This window comes from Leptospira saintgironsiae (assembly GCF_002811765.1).
Taxonomy (GTDB): Bacteria; Spirochaetota; Leptospiria; order Leptospirales; family Leptospiraceae; genus Leptospira_B; species Leptospira_B saintgironsiae.
The window spans coordinates 328,956-348,878 of sequence record NZ_NPDR01000001.1 but is presented as its reverse complement, the minus strand read 5'-3'; the positions used below and the strand labels follow the sequence as shown (position 1 = coordinate 348,878).

Below are 19,923 nucleotides of genomic sequence, written 5' to 3'. Positions count from 1 at the left end.
GCGAATGGGAATACTTTTCGCATTTTTAATTTCTGTTCTTCCTATTCTTTCTCAAAATAAGAAGTCCCCTAAAATAAACGAATCAAACTTCTCCTTTAGATTAAAAGGAGGAGAGATTAGATTAGCAGTTCGAAATGAAACTGAACTGAAAGAATGGGACAAATACGCTTTTGAGAAAACAAAAAAGATCTTAGATGCTTATGAGTCTTATTTAGGGATCCCATTTCATCAGGCGTCTTCTCCAATATTCAAATCTTTACCTTCTTCTGAAAAAGATAAGATACGATTGGTTTTAAAAGACACTGTGTTTCTAAATGGAACTAGAGTGGGAGGATACAATAATGTATCCGGAGAATTAGGAAAAGAACTCGGGATCTTTATGGAATTGGGCCTGGTCCCTCCCGGTTATCCTGCATTGTTATTACATGAGTTGGGACATTATTATTTTACAGAACCTTCATGGTTAAGCGAAGGAATTGTTTCTTATTTGCCTTATCTTTTGTCCAAAAGAGGTTATCTGAAACTGGATGCGGATGAGCTCCAATCAGTAACAGAAGAATGGGGTCTGGCAGAAGCAATCCCGAAAAACGATCCTCCTCTTTCTAAGGATTTTCATCTTACTAATCCTTCTTTGGGGCCTTGGTTTTACTCCAAGTCAGTGCGTACTCAATTTATCATTCATAAAGAATTAGGGTACGAAGGGTATAAATCATTCCTGAAACAGGTTGCTTCTTCTGAAATGCTGAACACAGAACTAGTTTTCAAGATTTTGAATAAGGTTCAAAGAAAAGATTGGAATAAGATCCTACAAGGTTGGGTAGAAGCAGGACCTTACAACGCTTATACTCCCAACTCTTTTATGAAAATCCAAGACATAGAAAAACTTTAAGCTTGATTTTTACATTGCATTCGTTATACAAAACAGTGAATTCTAGACGAATTTCTTTTTTGATTTGATCTGATCGGTTCCGGCTTTAATATAATCCATTTATAAGAGCCTGATCCAAGGGACCAAGCTCTTGAAACCCGGCGATCGGGTTATAATTCCGAATTCGATTCCTTATTGGCTGCATGGAAATTTCTTCAATCTTACAAAACGATGTTCTGCTGAACTATTATTCTTTCGGAAGTTTGCTATCGATTTTAGCGTTTCTATGTACTTCCTTATTCTTCCTCTTCTTGAAAGAAAAATCTTCAAGCACAATGCATCTTGCATTGGGAGCTTTGTTTTTCTCCTTTTTCTGTGCCGGATATTTTTTCGCAGCATTCTTGTATAACCCGATGGCGGCTTATCATAGATGGTTGACCGTCGGATTTATTCTTCCAGCGCTCATTCACTTAGGTCAGTTCTTGGCACGTTATCCGGGACATGCAAATCCGAAAATGAACCGGAATCTTCTGATTGGAATGTATGCAGTTGGGGCAATAGGGATTTCCTATTTTTATTATATTACTCTTAGCTCCCCTAGAAAGTATCACTTCACTGCCCACCATTGGGACTTTAATGCTGAAAAGGCATCTTCTATAATTGCGGTTTTGATCGGGCTATTCGTTCTGATCTCATTCTTGATCCTTCCGATCTATAGAATGACCAAAACTAAGGGAAGGGTTCGATTTGCAATCGGCGGTTTTATGGCAGCACTACTTGCGGGTGGTGTGGTTCCTGCGCTTACGAACATTCTCAGCCGAGACGGATGGATTGAACGTTCTACTTATTTAACTTCTATCGTTCTTTTAATGACACTAGGGATCTTTTTGATCCTGGTAATCTTCTTAAACTTCAGTGAAGAAAAAACCACTTTCATGGTCAAGATTGTAGGAATCACTTTTGTGACATTGATGTTGATCATGCAAGCCTTGGTTTTCATCTCCAATCAAGATAAAGAAGCTGAGTATGATACCAAAAGTATCGTGAACATGGCTAGAGCTCTCGAAGGCGGAAAACAGATCCCTGAGATGTTATATATCGTTCAGTGGGAAGGCGGATCCAAGAATGTGGATTATTCTCGCTACGATAATCAATACGACCTGAGGCTTCCTCAATTAGAGATAGACTTTAAGAATACGATTATCTTTGAGCATATGAAACTTTTGGCGGAAGAAGGTTTTAGAAACTCAGTTAAAAAAACTCTTAAAGATACTCACGAATATTTTAGCGGATACAGAGCTGCAATCCTGAAGTTTTTGGATGATAATCCGAATCTGGAAGGAAAAGAATTAAAAACAAAATTATTCGATCATCTCGTTACTTTAAATACAGCAGTCTTCGTAACTTCTAACAAACTGGATTATATTTTTCCGAAAGAATTCTGCGTGGATGGTAGAAATTATCTGAAAGGTGTCGGAAACAAAGGAGTTATTCCGTTCAAAGAACATCTTCTTCAAAAATGGAAGGAGAAGGACGCAACTTGCACCTTTGACGAGAAGGACCTACTGATAGGACATCTAAAGGCAGAAGTACTTTTATATTTCCGGCCATTCCAACCTGCATTGTATCGCCATTACAGAAAAAGTTTAGATGAACACCAACATTTCGTAACTTATATTCATTATGATGTGAAGAAGGATGTGGTTAGCGAAGTAGGATATTCCTACCGCAAATATAGAGAATTTATGCACCCGACTGCTGCAAAACAAACTCTGATCTTGGGTTTGGTTTTGGTTGTAGTATTTTTTGTATTCCCTCTATTCTTCCGCCAAAGTTTGGTGACTCCACTTAATAGACTATTGTCTGGGGTGGAAAAAGTAAATTTAGGTGCCTTAGATGTTGAAGTGAAAGTAGACTTGAAGGATGAAATCGGATTTTTATCCGACTCATTCAATAGCATGGTAACTTCTATCCGAAAAGCTAGAGGGGAATTGCAAGATTACGCGGAACATTTGGCAACTAAGGTAAGAGAAAGAACCAGAGAACTTTCTGAAAAGATGGAGGAACTCCAACGTCTTAAGGTGCAACAAGATGGAGATTACTTCCTAACTTCTTTATTAGCAAAACCTCTTTTTTATAATGCGAATAAATCTCCAAGGGTAAGCACTGATTTTATTCTTCGCCAAAAGAAAAAATTCGAGTTCAAAGGCAAACATGCGGATTTGGGTGGAGACCTTTGTGTGACTGGAAATCTTCGTCTTGGAAAAGAGAACGATTATAAACGTTATACTTTCGCGATGAACGGGGACGCAATGGGTAAGTCCATGCAAGGAGCTGGAGGCTCTCTTGTGATGGGGGTTGTGGTTAACTCCATTCTTGCAAGATCTGCTGCAAACGATAGAGTATTAGATACTACTCCTTCTGAATTTTTAACTGAAATTTATAAAGAGATGCAGTCCGTTTTTAAATCATTCAACGGATCTATGGTGATCTCCGGAACATTTATCGTCGTTGAAGATGATACAGGTAAATTTTGGTATTTCAACGCGGAGCACCCGTTCTCCGTAATGTATAGAGATGGACGAGCTGGATTCTTAGAAACAGGACTTACTCTTAGAAAGATAGGATTGGATTCAGAATACGAATTTAAGGTCAATACAGGAAGATTAGAACCTGGTGATGTATTGATCATAGGTTCTGACGGTAAAGACGACTTGGATCTCACTCCTGAAAAAGAAGTCCGTACCATCAATGAAGACGAGATGCTCTTCTTACAAATGGTGGAAAAAGGCCAAGGTAATCTAGAAAGAATAGAAGAAGAAGTTCTCAAAGTAGGAGAATTAACCGATGACCTTTCTCTTCTTAGAATAGAATATTCTCCTGTTGCTTCTCCGGTAAGAAACGGAGAAGAAGATGAGATCACTGATCCTTTCGATTGGAAGTTCATCTATAAAAAAGCAAAAGAAGATTATATGGGTGGCCGTTTGAGCGAAGCCCTTGGTGCACTTGAAGGTTTGTATAAATCAGATCCTCAAAATACAAAAGTGACCAAGTTACTCGGGCTTCTCAGTTTTAAAGGTAAAAATTACGGCAAAGCAGTAGAAGTTCTGAACAAGTATCTTGGATCGGATCCCGACTTAGTAGAATACTGGTATTATCTTTCTTTGGCGAATCGTAGGATTGGAAGAATGGACGAAGCCATCTTGGCTGCAAAAAGAATGGAGGAACTCCAACCGGATAATTCCATGAATCTGATCAATCTTTCCGACCTATATCGCCAGACTGAACAATTCGAATTAGCATTGGAATACGCTCATTTAGCTCTGGAGAAGGACCCAGAAGACGAGAACGCTCAGAAATTAGTTAGATTGATCGAAAGAGATAGAAAAGCTTCTTGATAGAAGTTTAATATTTTCCGTTCTCAAAATCCTTATAAAGCATAGAGGTTTGGATACCTTTATTACCTTGATATTTGCCTGATTTATATTCTGTGATCTCACCTTCGACAGTGTGGTAGAAGATCTGGCAAATTTCTACATTAGGATAAATAACTAGAGGCTGGATCACTGAAATTTCGAGAGTCCAGAATCCTTTAAATCCTACATCCCCGAACCCTGCGGTCACATGCACATACATTCCTAATCTACCGATAGAAGAGCGACCTTCTAACATTGGGACCAAGTTATGTGTTTCAGTGTACTCTACGGTTCTTCCTAGATATAGAACTCCAGGTTGTAAGAGTAGTCCTGAATCAGGAATGATCAAGTTTTCGGAAGGATTGGATTTTTTCATATCCAACGGGCTCTCTGTATAACGAACCAATTCGTTATGAAGCCTTAGATTATAAGAGTTCGGATTTAATCTATTGTCGGAGTAAGGATCTATGATGATGTCCTTCTCTAATCTTTTTTTAATTTCCTTACCCGTCAGAATCATTCGTATTCCAGCTTCCTTGTTTTGCCTATTTTCGGGTCGGCCTTGTGTCTCGCCTCCCTTTTTCGGAGTTCTATTTTCCTTTAAATTCCGGTTTTCTTTTTTCTCTAAAAGCCTTTAAAGCTTCTATCCTATCTTCTGTTCTTAAGGTTTTATTATAATGTTTTCTTTCTATCTTTAAGGCTGTTCCTATATCTTTTCCTTCTCCTTCTTTAATTGCTTCTTTAGCAAGCTTTAAGGAGATGGGTGCCTTTTCAGAAAGTAAGGAGGCCAGCTTTTTTCCGGCCATAAATGCGGAGTCATGCCATACAGAATTCGCTAGTTGGATATCCAATGCGGTTTGTGCATCTATTACAGAAGCAGTTAAAATAAGTTCTAATGCTTTTGTTTTTCCTACTCTTCGCGGAAGCCTTTGGGTCCCACCGGCACCTGGGATAATACCAAGTCCTGTTTCAGTAAGACCAACTTTTGCTTCTGCACTCATAAGAATAAAATCACAGCATAAAGCCATTTCTAATCCGCCGCCGTAAGCATCTCCATCTAAAGCAGCTATTGTTGGGAAGGGAAGATTTTCCAAAGCCAGAAAACATTTCGCTACTTGGTCCAGAAATTTATGTACTTCTTTCTCAGACATATCCGCTCTTTCTTTGAGGTCGGCTCCTGCGCAGAATACGGAACCTTCTCCCCTGAGTACTAGAGCGCGGATTTTTGGGTCCTTACTTGCCCTTTCTATATGAGACATAAGTTGGTAGAGCAGTTCTCTAGAAATTGCGTTTCGTTTTTCGGGTCGATTTAAACTAATTATGCACGTATAATCTTCGATGGAATAAAGAACAGTCTCGCTCATGTTTGCCTTCTAAAAAATCTTTCCCGGATAGGCTGAATCTTTCCGATAATTGGGTAGATTCTGCGGTTTTTTAAAAACGGCAAGCAAAAGCGTTACGTGCGAACGGTTCTAGGTTAAAGAAAAAATGCGATTTCAGACTCAGATATTAGCTATTATTTTATCTCTATCTATCTTTGGACTTGGTTGTTCTTCGAGCAAAGACTCGGACCTTGCTACCCAATTAGGTTTGGGAAATCCTGTGATTACAGAGATTGATCCTCCTAGTGGTTCTCCTCCAATAGGGTCCACTGCTGGAACAACAGTCACAATTAAGGGCCGTTTATTTTCTGCAGATACAAGTTTAACAACGGTTAAATTTAACGGAGTGTCTGCAAGTGTTCTAAGTGCTACTAGCACAGAGATCGTCACCGTGGTACCTGCTGGAGCTTCTACCGGAACTTTGTTTGTCACCAAAGATGGGCCTGTTATCTGCGATGCGAATAATGGGGATACAGCTACTAATTGTTATGGTAGGACATTCTACGTAGATTGTTATAAGTCTTTCGACAATCTATATGGAGAAGAATTAGGAGTATCTTATCCTGATTCAAAGACATTCCAAATTACCGGTCAGACAGGAACCAAAGCTCTTAGGATCGACTTGAATCCTGAGGGTCCTACCAATGTTAAGATTGCTTGTGAAACCTATCTGATCTATTCTAAGTTTTCTAAAACCTGCGGTAGAACAGACGTAGGAACTTTTTCGGATACAAATACCTGGGTATTCGAACCTACGTTGAGCTTTTCCAGTTATTATACAGTTCAGATGTTCGTGACGGCAGGAAAGGGGAATTGTACCGTATCTTTTCCTTGATTTTTAGGGTAAAAAAATACTTGGTTTATTCTCCGATTTGGATTAGGATCGGAATGGAGGGATCACTGAATGTCAACAATAACCTCTATATATCTCGGACTCGCCGAAAAGGCCTCTTCTGATCCACGTAAAATGCCTAAGGTGGAAGGAATTCCTAATAAGCCTTACGAAAATAAACAGGCCGAGGTCTTTGACCAAAAAGCAATGAATCCTAGTTATGCGGGCGATATTTATAAAACTAAGGGAGCATTTGTAGACAAGATCTCCTAACTTCTTTTGGCTCGCTTGTCTAAACCCAATAAAAAAGCCCTCAAATTTGAGGGCTTTTCTTTATTAAAGAGATACGTTAAAGTTTTAATCTTCTTTGTAATTGATCTCTAAAATATTACCGGACGGATCCAAGAAATGAAGGAACTCTCCTCCGTCTCTGGTTTCTGGTCCTCTTACGATTTGAACTGACTTAGACTCGAGTTCTACGATCGCTTCGGTAAAATCATCCACATCCAATACGAAACTGAGGACAGGGGACTTAACTTCGGTTAAAGAACTTTTAACTCCGTTGGTATTGAGGAGTTTAATGTTCACAGAATCCAAACCGATGATTGCGAATTCGTTTCCTTTTTCCTCGATCGTCTCGAAATCAAATAGTTCGGAATAGAATTTTACAGAGGCTTCTATATCCCCGGTAGGTATTACAATATAATCGATTCCTTCTACGATGATCATTGAGGTAGATCCTGTTTTCCTTTTTCGTCATTATGAGATGAAAACCGGGCTTGTCTATCGGAAAACCGTAAGATACTCGTTTTTCAATTCGGATGGGCTTTATGGGCCCAAATTTCGGAGGCCTATAAAGCCTTCCAGCTCTGAGTTGTTTTTTCCTCCCTTCCAAAGGAACCCATCTAAGATATAATGGGTGAATTGGGGAAGAAAGAAGATAGGCACTAAGATTCCCTCAAGGCCCAATCCTAGTTCTGCTTTTATTAAGGAAGAGTTTCCGAATAGATACGGATGTTCCCTCCATACAAAACTATCCCAAAGCCATTCTTCAGAGAATGCGAATGCCAATAATACTAATGAGAAACTTAGAATGGCCAGTGCTCCGTTACGAAAGCTATTATAGAAGAAGGCAGGAAGCTGCTTCTTTCTGAAATTAGAATAAGCGAATACCAAGGCCATATAAGGAATTCCATGGTTAATCACGTTAGTGAGAGTAAATGCAAAATCATCGTTTAATAATACGATACCCACATACCAAACAGAAGCTGTGTTTAATAAGAGTAGAAGTTTTCCAACACTGATACTTCTTCCTTTAAGAAGAAGGTAAACTTGACTCAATGAGTATACTATCACCCAGACCCAAAATAATATACGAATGGAGTCTGAAAGAGAATGATTTGGATATTGATAAAAATCACCTTCCATAAACCATTCGAAATGCCTTCCACCTGGAACCGTATGCCAATATAAAACAGGTAGGCCGGTCACAACGTACAAGCAGATCTTATCCAATAGAAATGGTATCTTGTTTTCAGTCTTGGATTCTGTTCTCGCATATAAACTTAAGAAACCATATTGTTGTCTGATAAAATGAAATACCGCAAGATACGCCATCGCTCCCCAGAAGAATAATTTTCCGAAAGAGTAAAGTATCAATGCTGCTATAAAACAAAGGAATGGAATCAAACTAAGAAGGACTTTTTTTCGATTCCAAACTTCTTTATCGAAGTAGGCTCTAAACAAAGTAGAGTATACATGTGAAACATCTATCCCTGGAATAAGAAGTAACCAAAGCCAAGGGGGTAATGCATTACCATTTGTTCTGGAAGAACCAAGCGGAGAAGGTTCCGGAAATCCAAGGTGGTGTACCGCCAAGACGATAATTACTGAAATCAGTCCTGGTGCAATAAACCAAGTAAGATCGAATCTTTTAGAAATGATCCAAGGGCTATGTAGATTTTTCTCTTCCATCAACTTCTCTTGGAGGAAGTTTGTACTTTTTTAGAAGCTTCGAATCCTCTATATAAAGCTTCTTCAAAAATGGAAATTCCGCTTAGATCACAATGTGCGAAATGAATTCCTGATTCCGATTTTGCTAATTTCTCTCTTTCTCCTCCCCAAAGAAAACCTGGAACAGGGCGGACCATTGCATGTGCGTGAGTCATGATATCGATTCGAGAAACCAAACTTTCTATATTTGGATGAGGCCTTTTTAAATCGGAAAGTATCTCTTCTTTCCAATTATCCCAGGTTTTAGGAAGAATTGATCTTCTTGCCGCAAGAGTGTCTTTTTCTCCAAAAGCAAGATAATAAGTAAGAACCGATTGGGGCCTGAGCGCTCGTAAGTCTTGGTGTGTGGATATAACATAGCCGAGAGATTTGCTCTTATAAATTACATTTTCCCAAGCTGGAGGATGTCCCTTTCCTTGCGGAAGTTCATCCACAAATAGATTTGCAACTAACCAAGGAGAATATTCTAATTTTTGTAAGAATGGTTCCCTCTCTCCCAAAATATATTTTCTGGTGAAAGAAGGTAGAGCGTAGATCACTTGCTCTGCTTTTATAAGAATATCTTTCTTTTCTTTTACATCGTAAGCATTGATTTCCCAGCTTCCTGAATTCTTACGAATTCTTTCCACAAGTGTAGAAGTTTTGATCTTATTTTTAGAAGGCTTTTGTAGGAGCTCCAACAGGAATCCATTTCCTTCCGGCCATGTAAGGACAGGAGGAGAATCTTCATCTTCTCTTAAACGAGAACAGAAATAGTGAAGTCCCGCCCAAGCAGAGATATTGTCGGAATTCCCACCGTAATCGTCTCGAGTGCAATAATCAGCATACCATAGAATTTCAGGTGATTGGATTCCTAATGATTGTAAGTAATCAGAAAAAGTGATCCTATCTAATTTTAAAATTTCAGGATCTCTGGAAGAATGATCAATTGGAATGCAGAATGCTTTTTGCCCGTCTCTTCCTCTTTTGTTCTGCCAAGAGTTTATAATTTTACGAAATAATAATTCTTGAGAATCAGGTTCTCCACTTCTTCTAGGAACTAAGCCTGCTTGCCATCTTCCTTGGTAAAAAAGTCTTTCTTCCGGATCAAAACATAGATACTTTTCTGGATAGATTGGATTTCCGTTTGAGTCTTTACCTTGGACCAATCCATTCTCTTCTAAAAATTTACGAACTAATACTGACTCAGGACCTGGTTGTGGAAGATAATGTGCACCCCAGGGATATTTTAAGGAATTGGTTTCGGAATATCTTGAATTGCCACCAATATCCTTCTCTAGATCTAAGATCAAATAATCTGAAATTCCGAATTGGGATAAATAGTATCCGGAAGAAAGTCCTGAAATTCCTCCTCCTGCGATGAGCACCTTTGTTTGGATTGTACTTGTAGGAGAAAAGTCTGTCCTTGCTTGTCTGATCCTATGACCAGTTTCTCTATCTGGGCCTAATATACTTCCTTGGATCTTTTTTTTTCTGAATCTGAAATAAGAACCAATCCCTAAAAGGGCCGCGCAGAATGCTAAAGCGGAAAGGAATACTTTTCTGGAAAAACGATCTTCGGACATAAATGAACGGATTGCAGATTAGTTTTAAGGGAAGAAGAAGCAAGGAAAAAGAAATTTCCTAAACATTTTCCAAAACTCTCCTTGGCTTTCCGATCGGTCCGGGAATTTTAGAGTTATGGCAGTTCTTTTGGATTTAGATAATACGGTCTTTGATTCTTTAGGGATCTATGAATTTACGATCCGCGAAATGGAGAAAAAGGCAAAGGTTTTGGGTTTCTCTTCTTCCAAAGAATTCAAAAAAGCTTACGACGCTGTTCGCGCAGAAGTTAAAAAGGAACTTCCAAATAATCCAGTCAATCGACTACGAATTCTTTATTTCAAGAAGATGTCTGAACTTCTATTTGGAAAATCGGATCCAGCGTTTGTTTTGAAATTGGATTCTGCTTATTTTAGTTTTTTTCTACAAGGGATTAAAGATTGGAAGAAGAAGAATGCTATTGAGTTCAAAAAGATTTTGTCTTTACTAAGAGCTTTGCAGGAAGTCCAGGATTTAGTTATCATCACAAACGAATCTCTCAGAACTCAATTACTGAAATTATCCGTCCTGTTCCCTAAAGACATTCAATATAAATTAGTAACTTCAGAAGAGAGTGGAGCAGAAAAACCTTCTGCTTTGATCTTTAATAAAGCTTTAGCAGGTGTGGATCCTAAAAAGTCATATATTATTGGAGATTCTTTGAAAGACGATGTCGGAGGAGGACTTGCTTTCGGGTTAGAATCTTTTTATTTGAAAAGTCCAATCTCTTCTAGCAAAACTAAATCAGTTCTGGAAAAGAAAAGTTTAGAAGGAAAAGAATATTGGGAATCCCCCGATCTATCTTCTGCTTTAAACTATATCTTAAGTTTAGAAAAAGGGATCGTTTTATAAAATCTTAGTTTAAGATTTATTTATCCGTTCCAGCCATTCTTTAACAGGGAAAATAGAGAATCTATACTCGCTTTTGGATTTGCGAATTTCAAGGATCGATGTAAAGAATCCAAACAGAAATGAGCAATCGCCTCCGCTTCGATCTTACTGATCTTCTTCTTAGCTTCTTTTTGGATTGTAGAAGCCAAAGTTTGTTCGTGTCTCATCCACATTGACTTTGCATAATTGCTTAATTCCGGGGTGGAATCGATCAGATGATTGAACGTTTTGAAATTTTTTAATTCTTCAGGCTCGAGAGTTGCGTGCTGGATCGTAAACTCTCTAAGAGCATCCAGGATCGACGTGCCAGGTTTTCTAGTCACCACGGCATCAATTAGTTCCTTCTCTTGTTCTTTATCTTCATCGAATACTAAAGCTTCTTTCGACGAAAAGTAATTGAATAGGGTCGGCACGGAGACTTGGGCTTTCTCAGCAATCTCCGCCATTGTGACGTTATGATAACCCTTCTCTATGAAAAGTCGAGTCGCAAGATTAGAGATAGATTTGCGCATTCTATCCTTTTTGATTTCTCGGAGGCCCATAAGGCATTATTCTCCAGTCGACATAATAGGTAAATCGGATTAATTTTTTATTCAAATAAATATTTAAATTAATAAAATATTTAATTTACTTAAATATTTTGCCGTCTATATTTCTACGTATGAAAGGAAACTTAGAAAACAAACGGGTAGCAATCATAGGCGGTGGGCCAGGCGGCTTAACACTTGCGAGGCTTTTACAGCTCAAAGGAGTAGATGTAAAAGTGTATGAAAGGGATTTTAATAAAGATGTTAGAGTGCAAGGCGCGACCCTTGACCTACATTTTGAGTCAGGTTTGAAGGTGATGAAAGCAGCAGGCTTGATGGATTCTTTCAAAGCAAATTACCGGCCGGGTGCGGACAAAGGCCGAGTTGTAGATACTCATACCAAAATAATCTACGACGAGCATGAGAAAGAATCGAATGAAAATTTTGATGATGAAATGTTCAGACCTGAAATTGACAGAGGGCCTTTAAGAAACATGTTACTGAATTCTTTGCAGCCTGATACTGTTGTTTGGGACAGTCAGTTTAAATCTATGATACAAGTTGGGGATACATGGAGACTTGAATTTAAGAATGGTACAACAGCAACTGCGGATATTGTAATTGGAGCAGATGGTGCAAACTCTAAGATCCGACCATATATAACTTCTATAAAATCTTTTTATTCTGGTGTAACAATCATACAGGGTAATGTACCAGATTCAGAAACATCTACACCCAATATTCATCAATTACTGAAAGGTGGAAAAATTTATGCGTACGACGGCGAGAAATTTTTGCATGTATCATCCAAAGGTGATGGAAGTTTAGATTTTTATGTTAGTTGCAAGAAGGACGAAAACTGGATAAAAGATGGCGGGATAAATTTTTCAGATAAAACACAAGTCTTTGAATGGTTTAAAGAAGAATTCTTAAAATGGGACAGTGTATGGCTTGAGTTGGCTGAAAATGTAAGTCTGCCGCTTTTACTTCGCCCTCAATATTGTATGCCTTTAGATCAGAGCTGGAACACTTTACCGAATCTTACAATCTTGGGAGATGCTGCACATCCAATGCCCCCATCTGGTGAAGGTGTAAATTTGGCCATGCTCGATTCTCTTGAGTTAAGTGATTATCTTACGAATGGAGATTTTAAAGATATACATGCAGCAATTGAAGCATACGAAAAACAAATGCAGATTAGGGCCGCGAATGAAGCACGGGACTCTTTAGAAATGACAGAATGGATGCATTCCGAAGGTGCCGTAGCTAGGCTAGTGGAAATGTTTAACTAAGTTATTTTTTTTCCGATCCAACAACGTAAGTTTTTACTGGATCCTTATGTTTATTAACACCTCTCAATATAGCCTCTAGGGATTCTGGATCGAGAATTCTATGTTTTCCTGGCTGCGTATAATAGTCGTACAAATCTTTTGATCCATCTGGCCAGTCATGATGGTATTTTTCTGCGGCGAAATTAGTCAATGGCCCTTCACGCCACTCTTCCTCCGATCCTACCTTTTTCTTAATGTAGTGTATTATAACGAAGTCTTGGACTATTCCATTTAATGTGAAGATTGTTAAAAATTTTCTTTCTAAGCCTACATGTCCGGAATATCCAGGACCTTTAATCGGTTTATTAACGGTCTCTACATAATGATAGATCCTATTGTAGGTAATACTTTTGTTATCGAAAACTTTTCTTCTTTCTAATGCGTAGCTGTATCTTTTACAATAGTATCCTTGAAATAGGTCATAAAGTTCGGATTCTTTTGTAATTCCAGGTTTAGGTAAATTTTCTTTAGTGATATGAACTCGATTTTCGTTTAACCCAGGAACATCATCGTCAAATATAGTCTTTTCGAATAATCCGCAATTTATTTGGATTAAAGCGACGAAGATTGTTAATAGTATTCTCATTTCTTTCTAAGCAATGCAAACAAGGTAAGATTTAAATTTACCTGTTTGAATGTGAGATACCAAAGCATTAAGGTTCCGTAATAGAATGCCTTCTTTAAGAAGACCCCTAGTTTTGCTTTGGGACCTGAAACTCCTGATACGGAAGCGATCGGTTTTAAGATAGAAAATTCTACAGAAGAGAATCCACATTGTTCTGCCAGAAGTCCAAGTGTCTTTTCTGTATAATCATTAATATGATCTTTTGCTTCGAGGTAATGTCCGCCTTCTTGCATACCTTTTAATGCAACTTTCAAATTTGCTTTGAATAGCTGGACGGGGAAATTAGGAGTTTGAACAAATAAGAATCCACCTGGTTTTAAAAGTCCGAACAGATATTGGATGAGGCTATGTGGTTTAGGGATATGTTCAATCACGTCCCAAAGAGTGATGATATCAAAACTTTCTTTTGGAAGTCCGCTGTCTTGAACGATTCCAGGGAAAACTTGTTTGAGTCCGTTTTTTTCTCTCGCGAATTTAACCGCTTTTTCGGAGATCTCGTATCCTACTGCTTCCCAACCTGGTCTTGAAGTCCCGATCGTCTTTACGAAAAAACCGAGTCCGCAGCCAACGTCCAAAATTCTTCCTTTAGGAGCTGAAAGAAATTTTCCAATGAAGTCCTTATAGATGTCTCTATGAGCAACGTCCCACCAGTCTAAATCATAACCGGTTTCGTCGTCCCAGTATCCTTCGTAATGTTCGTCTTGTTCGTAAGTCGAGAATGCGTGGCTGCAATTTAGACAACGCACGATTGGGATTCCGTTTTCTACGAATAAGGTTTTGTTTTTCTGGCTTCCGCAAAGATAACAGGTCTGGTTCAAAAGGGAGTTTCCGTTGGAGAGATAGTTTATCCTTAGGTTTCATTCTCTAAATTCCAGTAAAAAACAAAGCTGGTTCAGGGCTTTTTGGATTTTCCGGAGAAGGTCCCATTGGAAGCATGGAAACAACCTCTCAGGTTTGATTAGGAGATTCGTTTGGCTAAAGTACATTTTACCAAGATGGAAGGGATCGGAAACGATTACGTGTATGTGGATGCAACCAAAGACGATTTACGTCTGAGTCCAGAGCAGATCCAAAAACTTTCCGACCGTAATTTCGGGATCGGTGGTGATGGTGTGATCTTCATTCGTGCATCTAATAAAGGCGATTTCCAAATGGATATGTATAATGCGGATGGCTCTTCTTCCGAGATGTGCGGGAATGGGATCCGCTGCGTTGGGAAATACGTTTTCGATCACGGTCTTACAAATAAAAAACAACCTAAGATAGAGACCGGAGCGGGAGTTTTAGAACTCGACCTGAAAGTAAACGGAAGCGGCAAAGTGGAACAGGTTTCCGTAGATATGGGAAAACCGATCTTAGTTCCTTCTTTAATCCCTGTTAAATGGGAGAATGAAAATCCAATCTTGGAGCAGCCACTTTCTTTCTTGAGTGGATTACCAGGTTATTCATCTTATAATCTAAAATTCAGTGCAGTAAGTATGGGAAATCCGCACTGCATTATTTATGTAGAAGATCCGGATAAGTTTCCAGTCAGAGAGATCGGTCCTCTAATAGAAAATCATACCGAATTATTTCCTCGCAGAGTGAATGTTGAATTCGTATCTTTGAGAGGAAAAGATCATCTCTACCAAAGAACTTGGGAAAGAGGTGCTGGAGAAACATTAGCCTGCGGAACAGGTGCTTGCGCTGTTATGACAGCTTCTCACCTAAATGGCAAAACAGGAAAAGATGTTCGTATTGATCTAAGAGGTGGCACCTTAAGAGTGCAGTTGCTGGAATCAGGTCATGTATTAATGACTGGTCCGGCTACAGAAGTCTTTAGCGGAGTCGTGGAAGTTTAAGCTTCCGCGTACTGGCCTTCTTGTAAGGCGATCATTCTGTTTCTAACTACATTGGAGAGTTGTTTCATATTCTCCTCTAATGTACCTGAAAGAAATTCTCTATGATCTACTTTTTCTCCGTAGATCACTTTTACCTTTTTGTAGATCGCACGTTTTTTGATCTCACAAACTTCTTTAGGCATTCCCATAAAGCTACGAACGATAGGCGGAATTGGGATATCGGAATAAGATTCTTCGACAGGTATGATTACAGAAGGAAGAATATCCACTTTGTTGCGGATAGAGAATGCTGCGAATCCTGAATGAAAGTCCACCATTCCGGATTTAAAATCATTTTTGACCATATAGTCATGGCCTTCTGGGAAAATTCCTAGGGTCTCTCCTTTTTTAAAAACCTGTTGGATCATCTTGATGGAACCGATGGAAATATTTCCGTCAATCGACATCGGGATTCCGCCAGCGATCTTTGCAAGGTCTCTGAAGATAGGAATTCTAAAAGTGTATTCTGCAGCGATCCAAGAAATGAATCTAGGAAAAGTATAAGAAAGAATAAACGGATCCATATCGGATCTATGATTGCAGGTAAGAATTACTTTACCGTTAGTTACTATATTTTCGGTTCCGTACGCAGTTATATCCACGGCCAAACCTATAAAGGGAGCCACGAAATTCTTGATCCGAAGATATGTCTTTGCTTCTTTCTCCACGGTCAACCTTCCTAAGTGACTATTCTCCTAAGAAAACGCTCCACCATTTTTTATCCTGTCCTGCAGGCTTGTCCGAGTTCGGATCTCCATCAGAGGATTTTATCTCTTGTCGGAGCCTTCCAAAATCTTTTTGTTTTCGTTTCGGTTGAACATTAGTGAGATTTTTTTTGATCTCTTCATATTCCTTCGAAGCGTTGGCATTAGAGCGAATATAATTACGTATATCGTCCCATTGAGGATCGTCTTCATTGCCATAAGCGGCATAGTTGAACAGATCGATTTGATCGAATTCAGGCATACTTTTCCTTTCCGTTAAGGGGAAGTTCGAATAGGATATGATTGGAATCGCCTAAAAGCAAAATCCTTTCAAACCATTCGCATGTTTGCCTGGGAAAATACTATGGCAACAGTTTTCGTAAATTTCAAACCGGATTTTCTGATTTCGTTTTTAAAAAATCTAGCGAATGTCACTGAATTTAGGACTTCGAATTTCCGAAGGTATAAGTTATGGAGAGAGAGAATCTCCCCCCTTTAAACAGACATAATCATAAAGAATCGGAAGATATAAAAGAAACCGGTACGGCGAAAAATTTAGGCAGGATCATTCCATTTCCTTCCCCGCCAGGAAGAAATTTGAAAAAGATCCGGGAATTGTACGAGGATATTTTCGATCAGAAGCCTTGATAATAATCTGCGCTCGCGTGGGCTCAGGAGATTTGCGACTATATCGTTTCTGATTTTAGAAAAGAGATCTGAGAAAATCCAGATATTGAGTTTTGCCTTCACTGTTCTCCGGTGGAGCCCAAAAAGCGAACTCTTTGTCCGTCGTCGGATCGTACGGTCCTGATTTTCCTTCGAAGCATATACAGGTTTCTGTAAGGCAGACCAATGTATGGTACACTCCCGGAAGAATATCTATCCCATAGATCGGTCCGTCCGAACTCAGGATATGTTTATCTCTGACTGTACCATCTTCTTCGAATAGGATGAAGCCTAGTTTTCCTTTTAGCACTAAAAAGGTCTCAGGCTTAGGAGGATTTTTGTGACGATGAGCTTGGACGTAAGTGTCCTTGGTAAGTACGTTCAGAAATCTCTGATATGGTTCTAGTAGTTCGTGGAAGTTGTGATTGGTTCTTCCTCTAGCAGAAGAGGAAGCAAGTGGTAGGAGTTTATCGAATAACTCCTGATCGATGAGTAATTTATCCGGCCGTGACAAGTTGTAGATGTTGCTCGCAATACGCGACAAGGTAATCTGTGCAGGCTGTGCAGGTATCCGCAGCTCCGCAAGCTTTTACCACTTCACGATAGTCTTGCCCTTGTTGTTTAGCAGTCTCTACGATTTTTTCAAATGTGATTTGAGCGCAATGGCACTTTTCCATTCTGGTTCCCGATCTCTTTCTCTATAACTATCGTTTTTGAGACTCAGTATTAAAGTCAAGTTTTCTCATGAAAATTTTAGAATATTTTCTAAATTATATGGGACATAAAGTCAGAGATTATGGGGGAAAGAAGAAGTTGGTGCGCCCAGAAGGATTCAAACCTCCGACCTTCTGATCCGTAGTCAGACGCTCTATTCAGCTGAGCTATGGGCGCGGGTGATTAAAAGAATTTCTTTTCCAAAAGTTCTAAATGCTCTTGGGGAAGTTTCGGGACCAGTTTTTTTCCCTTAGTGTAATTGTATAGCAGTAAACCGGAAAGACCAAGATAGATAATCACTCCTGCTAAATGAGCAAGATTAGCTAACCAAGCACCTACAACAGGAATAAAAGAGAAGAACCAAGATAGCACTAAGAATGTTATAAAGTAGAGAACATTCAAAAAGGAAAGTTTGGAATGTCTGTAAACTTCTGATTCGTTTGAGTAGAAAGAAAATCCGATGAGCCAATTTCCGAATAAAGGAAGAGTCACCAAGTAGATACGAAATCTTTCGGTGTTAATAAATGTTTTGGCTTGGGTCCAGTACGGAGAGAGAAAAGCGAAGGCCTTAGCCTTGAGTTCCTCTAATTTTGCTGAGTATTTTTCGAACTTCATTCTCTATTTCCGGGAATAATGGTAATACGAACAGTTTGCCTTGGTAAGCTTGTAAGGCTCCTAAAATTCCGTAACCTAATAAAGCCAACCATGCGACATAGCTGATAAAGTCGGTCACGACTGGATTCGCATGTATCCATTTTAAGATGGTGCTTAAAATAGGGAACTCTCTTAAGAACCAAACTACCAAGTATAAAAATACAAATCCTAGATTTAACTTGATTGCTTGGAGTGCGTGAAACTTACAAATTTCTTGTTTTTTTCTGAAAAACCAAGGAATGACCCATCCTAAAAAAGGAATATAAGAAATAGCAGCGAATAAATTGGGATATTCATCCCCTTCTAATAATCGCTTGGTCTCTTCCAGGAATTCCCGGGTGTTGAATCTCTGGTCAGACATCTTCTTATTTCTCGGGGTCAGAGTAAGAGTTTGGAACTTTCGGAGACGCAGGGATTCGAACCCTGGGTACAGGTTACCCCATACGACAGTTTAGCAAACTGCTCCTTTCAGCCACTCAGGCACATCTCCAGCAGTGTTCCATCGGAGAAGGTAGGATTCGAACCCACGGTGGGAGTTACCCACGACGGTTTTCAAGACCGCTGCCTTAAACCACTCGGCCACTTCTCCAGTTAAGGATTACTTTACTGACAAGATGGGGGACCCTGTCAAGGTGATTTACCTATGAGTACGGAAAAGAACCGTAGAGAAATTTCAGGATTGGTCGTGGAGAAATGGGCCAATCTTGGTACTTGCATTTCTCATGCGGAAAATAAAACCGTTTTTGTAAAAGGAGCTGTTCCGGGAGAAACAGTTCGGATCAGAACTGATAAAGAAAATTCTAAACTGATTTGGGGCACTGTTGTATCCGCGGAAAATATTTCTACGCGTCGAATCGAGTCTGATTGTTCTGCATTTCCTGAATGTGGAGGCTGCTCATATCGCCATATTCAGTATGAGGAAGAACTTCAGATCAAAAAATCTCTTTTGTCGGATTCATTTTTATATGTTTCAAAATTAGATCCTTCTCAAATTCCTGAAATTGAAATTTTAAGCGGGCCTTCTGACGCTTATCGCAATACTGCTCAGATCAAAATTGAATTCAAAAAAGGAAAAACAAACGCTGGGTTCTATAAAGAGAATTCCAACTCCTTGGTTTCATTTCCTAAAGAAGGTTGTAAACATCTTCCTACTGAGATGAACGAATATGTCAGAAAGAATTTAGGAAATAAGAAAACATTTTCTAGAAAGGGGGATTGGAGACTTCGATATTCCTCCGGCGAAATTTTAGAATATGATAAAAAAGAAGTGAAGATTGGCCCTTATCTTCCTGAAAAACTAGAATGGACGATTCCTGCAGAAGGTTTTACCCAAGTGAACCGTTTTCTTTTGGAAGAATGGATGCTCAAGATCCGTTCTTGGATCCCAAAAGATCCTGGTCCTGTATTAGAATTTTATTCAGGAGCTGGGTTGATTAGCTTGGCGATCGGTCATTTAGTGAGTCATCTTTCCGGTTATGAGTTGTCCAACTCTTCTGTCCAAGCAGCTGAAAAAAATGCGAAGAAGTTTGGGTATTCTCACTTAGAGTTCCATACATTGGATCTGAATGCTTCTCTGCCTAAAAAACTGGATTCTTTTGATGCAGAACTGTGTATCCTAAATCCACCGAGGGCTGGCGCTTCTTCTTCCTTATTAGATTTTCTGGATAGATTTAAGGCTTCTCGCGTTATTTATTCTAGCTGTAATCCAAGCACTTTGGCAAGAGATCTTGGGATCCTAAAAAACGTAGGGTATAAGCCGAAGGAAATCGTTCTCACAGATTTTTTTCCAAGAACCAAACATTTCGAGGTTCTGGTTCTTTTGGATCTTTGATTTTTTAC

At 39.2% G+C, this 19,923-nt stretch carries 21 protein-coding genes and 3 tRNA genes; 8 read left to right on the top strand and 16 right to left on the bottom strand.

Features of this window, described 5'->3' with window-relative positions:
- The first annotated feature begins 4 nt into the window (after positions 1-4).
- Positions 5-889 carry a M1 aminopeptidase family protein gene (locus CH362_RS01640; RefSeq protein WP_244280451.1) on the top strand — a complete coding sequence of 295 codons (885 nt, stop codon included), beginning with the start codon at positions 5-7 and terminating at the stop codon, positions 887-889.
- Between the two features lie 182 nt (positions 890-1,071).
- Positions 1,072-4,266 (top strand): SpoIIE family protein phosphatase, encoded by a 3,195-nt coding sequence (locus CH362_RS01635; RefSeq protein WP_100708611.1) that lies wholly within the window; start codon positions 1,072-1,074, stop codon positions 4,264-4,266.
- Between the two features lie 7 nt (positions 4,267-4,273).
- Here the strand turns inward: CH362_RS01635 and dcd are convergent, their stop codons facing one another.
- Positions 4,274-4,804 (bottom strand): dCTP deaminase, encoded by a 531-nt coding sequence (dcd, locus tag CH362_RS01630; RefSeq protein ID WP_100708610.1) that lies wholly within the window; start codon positions 4,802-4,804, stop codon positions 4,274-4,276.
- Positions 4,805-4,874: 70 nt separating this feature from the next.
- Entirely contained in the window at positions 4,875-5,648 is a 774-nt protein-coding gene (locus tag CH362_RS01625; protein ID WP_100708609.1) for an enoyl-CoA hydratase/isomerase family protein, read from the bottom strand.
- A 124-nt stretch (positions 5,649-5,772) separates the two neighbouring features.
- Between CH362_RS01625 and CH362_RS01620 the strand changes: the two genes are divergently transcribed.
- Together CH362_RS01620 and CH362_RS01615 are read left to right on the top strand one after the other, a co-directional pair.
- Positions 5,773-6,501, top strand: coding sequence for an LIC10067 family putative lipoprotein (locus CH362_RS01620; protein WP_100708608.1), 729 nt, complete (start codon positions 5,773-5,775; stop codon positions 6,499-6,501).
- 69 nt (positions 6,502-6,570) lie between these two features.
- Positions 6,571-6,771 (top strand): hypothetical protein, encoded by a 201-nt coding sequence (locus CH362_RS01615; RefSeq protein ID WP_100708607.1) that lies wholly within the window; start codon positions 6,571-6,573, stop codon positions 6,769-6,771.
- 84 nt (positions 6,772-6,855) lie between these two features.
- On the opposite strand, the gene CH362_RS01610 is transcribed toward CH362_RS01615, so the two are convergent.
- From CH362_RS01610 to CH362_RS01600, 3 genes are all read right to left on the bottom strand, one after another.
- On the bottom strand, positions 6,856-7,227 hold the full coding sequence (locus CH362_RS01610; protein WP_100708606.1) for a VOC family protein: 372 nt from the start codon (positions 7,225-7,227) through the stop codon (positions 6,856-6,858).
- Positions 7,228-7,326: 99 nt separating this feature from the next.
- Positions 7,327-8,472, bottom strand: coding sequence for a hypothetical protein (locus CH362_RS01605; protein ID WP_100708605.1), 1,146 nt, complete (start codon positions 8,470-8,472; stop codon positions 7,327-7,329).
- Complete coding sequence (locus tag CH362_RS01600; protein ID WP_100708604.1) at positions 8,472-10,076, bottom strand: NAD(P)-binding protein; 1,605 nt, start codon at positions 10,074-10,076, stop codon at positions 8,472-8,474. Before CH362_RS01600 ends, CH362_RS01605 begins: the two co-directional genes overlap by 1 nt.
- A gap of 115 nt (positions 10,077-10,191) precedes the next feature.
- On the opposite strand from CH362_RS01600, the gene CH362_RS01595 reads away from it, so the two are divergent.
- Positions 10,192-10,944, top strand: coding sequence for an HAD family hydrolase (locus CH362_RS01595; protein ID WP_100708603.1), 753 nt, complete (start codon positions 10,192-10,194; stop codon positions 10,942-10,944).
- 20 nt (positions 10,945-10,964) lie between these two features.
- On the opposite strand, the gene CH362_RS01590 is transcribed toward CH362_RS01595, so the two are convergent.
- Positions 10,965-11,525 (bottom strand): TetR/AcrR family transcriptional regulator, encoded by a 561-nt coding sequence (locus CH362_RS01590; RefSeq protein WP_100708602.1) that lies wholly within the window; start codon positions 11,523-11,525, stop codon positions 10,965-10,967.
- 119 nt (positions 11,526-11,644) lie between these two features.
- On the opposite strand from CH362_RS01590, the gene CH362_RS01585 reads away from it, so the two are divergent.
- Positions 11,645-12,802 carry an FAD-dependent oxidoreductase gene (locus tag CH362_RS01585; RefSeq protein WP_100708601.1) on the top strand — a complete coding sequence of 386 codons (1,158 nt, stop codon included), beginning with the start codon at positions 11,645-11,647 and terminating at the stop codon, positions 12,800-12,802.
- Position 12,803: 1 nt separating this feature from the next.
- On the opposite strand, the gene CH362_RS01580 is transcribed toward CH362_RS01585, so the two are convergent.
- Both CH362_RS01580 and CH362_RS01575 read right to left on the bottom strand, forming a co-directional pair.
- Positions 12,804-13,427: a hypothetical protein gene (locus tag CH362_RS01580; protein ID WP_100708600.1), complete on the bottom strand. Its 624-nt coding sequence runs from the start codon at positions 13,425-13,427 to the stop codon at positions 12,804-12,806.
- A complete protein-coding gene (locus CH362_RS01575) occupies positions 13,424-14,284 on the bottom strand; it encodes a class I SAM-dependent methyltransferase (protein ID WP_100708599.1) in 861 nt (286 codons plus the stop codon). The genes CH362_RS01580 and CH362_RS01575 overlap by 4 nt, the downstream gene beginning before the upstream one ends.
- 153 nt (positions 14,285-14,437) lie before the next feature.
- Here CH362_RS01575 and dapF point away from each other — a divergent pair, with 153 nt between their 5' ends.
- Positions 14,438-15,307, top strand: a complete 870-nt coding sequence (gene dapF / locus CH362_RS01570; RefSeq protein ID WP_100708598.1) for a diaminopimelate epimerase — start codon at positions 14,438-14,440, stop codon at positions 15,305-15,307.
- On the opposite strand, the gene CH362_RS01565 is transcribed toward dapF, so the two are convergent.
- The 8 genes from CH362_RS01565 to CH362_RS01525 all read right to left on the bottom strand — a co-directional run bounded on the left by CH362_RS01565 (position 15,304) and on the right by CH362_RS01525 (position 18,673).
- On the bottom strand, positions 15,304-16,014 hold the full coding sequence (locus tag CH362_RS01565) for a lysophospholipid acyltransferase family protein (protein ID WP_100708597.1): 711 nt from the start codon (positions 16,012-16,014) through the stop codon (positions 15,304-15,306). The two genes, dapF and CH362_RS01565, sit on opposite strands and share 4 nt — an antisense overlap.
- Positions 16,015-16,033: 19 nt before the next feature.
- The gene (locus tag CH362_RS01560; protein WP_100708596.1) at positions 16,034-16,312 is read right to left on the bottom strand and encodes a hypothetical protein; all 279 of its coding nucleotides are present in this window, start codon (positions 16,310-16,312) and stop codon (positions 16,034-16,036) included.
- A 441-nt stretch (positions 16,313-16,753) separates the two neighbouring features.
- On the bottom strand, positions 16,754-17,230 hold the full coding sequence (locus tag CH362_RS01555) for a WbuC family cupin fold metalloprotein (protein ID WP_100708595.1): 477 nt from the start codon (positions 17,228-17,230) through the stop codon (positions 16,754-16,756).
- Between the two features lie 300 nt (positions 17,231-17,530).
- Positions 17,531-17,607, bottom strand: a tRNA-Arg gene (locus CH362_RS01545).
- Between the two features lie 6 nt (positions 17,608-17,613).
- Positions 17,614-18,045 carry a hypothetical protein gene (locus CH362_RS01540; protein WP_100708593.1) on the bottom strand — a complete coding sequence of 144 codons (432 nt, stop codon included), beginning with the start codon at positions 18,043-18,045 and terminating at the stop codon, positions 17,614-17,616.
- Entirely contained in the window at positions 17,999-18,445 is a 447-nt protein-coding gene (locus CH362_RS01535) for a magnetosome magnetite crystal formation protein family (protein WP_100708592.1), read from the bottom strand. The genes CH362_RS01540 and CH362_RS01535 overlap by 47 nt, the downstream gene beginning before the upstream one ends.
- 40 nt (positions 18,446-18,485) lie before the next feature.
- Positions 18,486-18,574: transfer RNA gene (locus CH362_RS01530), tRNA-Ser, on the bottom strand.
- 13 nt (positions 18,575-18,587) lie between these two features.
- A tRNA-Ser gene (locus tag CH362_RS01525) sits at positions 18,588-18,673 on the bottom strand.
- Between the two features lie 54 nt (positions 18,674-18,727).
- Between CH362_RS01525 and CH362_RS01520 the strand changes: the two genes are divergently transcribed.
- Positions 18,728-19,915 carry a class I SAM-dependent RNA methyltransferase gene (locus CH362_RS01520; protein ID WP_100708591.1) on the top strand — a complete coding sequence of 396 codons (1,188 nt, stop codon included), beginning with the start codon at positions 18,728-18,730 and terminating at the stop codon, positions 19,913-19,915.
- Positions 19,916-19,923 lie beyond the last annotated feature (8 nt).